We start from the raw sequence: 2,105 nt of genomic DNA on the forward strand, positions 1-2,105 counted from the left end.
ACCCCAGCATCCCACCAAATCCTTGAACGAGTTCATCATCCAGCCTATGTCCGCCAAGTCGCCGCCACCGCCGGAAAACCAAAGGTCGTGCTCGATCCCGATACCCAGACGTCTCCACGCTCTTATGATTCCGCATGCCTGGCGGCCGGGGCCGCAGTCTCTGCCGTCCGCGAAATAGCAGAAGGGAAAATCAAGAATGCATTCTGCCTGGTTCGTCCACCAGGGCATCACGCTGAGCACGATCGAGCAATGGGATTCTGCCTGTTCAACAATGTGGCGGTGGCCGCCAGCTATTGCCTCAACGAGCTGAACATGAAACGGGTTATGATCATCGACTGGGACTTGCACCATGGCAACGGCACCCAAAACTCCTTCTATGATACCGACCAAGTCCTCTACTTCTCCACCCATCAGTATCCCCATTACCCCGGATCCGGGGCCTCTTACGAGATCGGAGTGGGAAAAGGCGAAGGGTACACTATCAATGTCCCTCTTCCCTCTGGCCTTGATGATCGCGCCTATGCCTCGATCTTCAACGAACTGCTCGCCCCCATTGCCCGCCAGTACCGGCCAGAGATGATTATTCTCTCCGCAGGCTATGACACGCACCGGGACGATCCCTTAGGAGGCATGATGGTCACCGGCCCTGGTTATTCCTACATGACCAAAGTCTTGCTTGATCTGGCCTCCGAACTCTGCTCAAACCGATTCATGGCCTGCCTGGAGGGCGGGTATTCACTCCATGGATTAAAAGACGGCGTCTTCGCCACGCTGGCGGAGATGCAAGGAAAATCGCTCCTTGCCGACAAGGTGGCGATGGAACTTTCTACTGCCGCATATCCTATTCCTGCCTTAACTGAAACAAGAATGATTGCAAAAAAATTTTGGAATCTATAAACTGGTTGTCATGGATTGCGCTAAAATACTTATAGCTGATGATGACAACCTGGTCCGCGAAGCGATCCAAAAGATCCTGGAGATCTTCGGATACCAGGTCGTTGCCGTAGCCAATGGCAAAGAAGCTTGTGATATCATTGATGAAACGTTCTCAACCATCATCCTTGACATCAACATGCCGATCATGGACGGATTCGCCACTCTGGAGGAATTAAACCACCGCAATAACACCATCCCCGTACTCTTCCTGACCGGGGCCGGCTCAATGGACTATGCGATGAGAGCCATCAATCTTGGGGCCTATGACTTTCTGACCAAACCAATCACCGACCTTGAACTGTTCTCAATGAAGATCAAGCAGGCCCTGGAAAAACGTATGTACATCCTCATGCACAAGGCCTACGAGGAAAATCTTGAGTTTGAGGTCAAAAGTAAGACCAAGGAACTTGTCTCCAAGAATAAACTTCTGGACAACTACAGCCGCCAACTCGAAGAAAACACCATCAACACCATTGCCACCCTGCAGATCGCACTTGAAGAAAAAGACCCCTACACCGCCGGCCATACCAAACGGGTAACCGAATATGGCAAAATGATCGGCCAAGGCCTCGGACTCTCCAACTTGGAGTTGCACACCCTGATCTGCGCCTGCCAGATTCACGACGTCGGCAAACTGGTGATTGACGTCAGCTGCATTCAAAAACCCGGCCCCCTGTCTGTAGAAGAGTGGGACAGGGTCACCCATCACCCGGAGATCGGCCAGAACATCATCCAACCCCTCCAGTTCCTGACCAGGGAAGGAACAATCGTCTGCCAGCACCATGAACGGGTCGATGGCACCGGGTACCCCGGCAGATTACGGGGCGACCAACTTGATCCCCTCTCTAAAATCCTGACCGTTGCCGACAGCTTCGACGCCATGACCTCCAAACGAAGCTATAAAGTGAATAAATCCATGGAAGAAGCTATCGAAGAGTTGTATAACTGTTCCGGTACTCAGTTTGATCCTGAGGTGGTGGCAATGTTTACCAAAATACTGCGTAACCAGTGAAAAATAGGGACACATTGACGATGTGTTGGCGGAACTCGCCACTGTTGCTACTTTTTCTTCCGCACCACCTTCAGCCTTCATATTACCTGTCTGAATAATTTTTGTAACTACACAGGTTAACGGTAATCAGTTATCGGTTTACAGTTAAAAGAATCAT

Annotated in this window: 2 protein-coding genes; both read left to right on the plus strand. The window is 51.2% G+C overall.

The window, feature by feature from the left end:
- Positions 1 to 897: histone deacetylase (locus FP815_14085; GenBank protein MBA3016055.1), on the plus strand; the 897-nt coding region annotated here is incomplete at its 5' end.
- A 10-nt stretch (positions 898 to 907) separates the two neighbouring features.
- Positions 908 to 1,948, plus strand: coding sequence for a response regulator (locus FP815_14090; protein MBA3016056.1), 1,041 nt, complete (start codon positions 908 to 910; stop codon positions 1,946 to 1,948).
- Positions 1,949 to 2,105: the final 157 nt, after the last annotated feature.

The sequence above is a fragment of the Desulfobulbaceae bacterium genome, from assembly GCA_013792005.1.
Classification (GTDB): Bacteria; Desulfobacterota; Desulfobulbia; order Desulfobulbales; family VMSU01; genus VMSU01.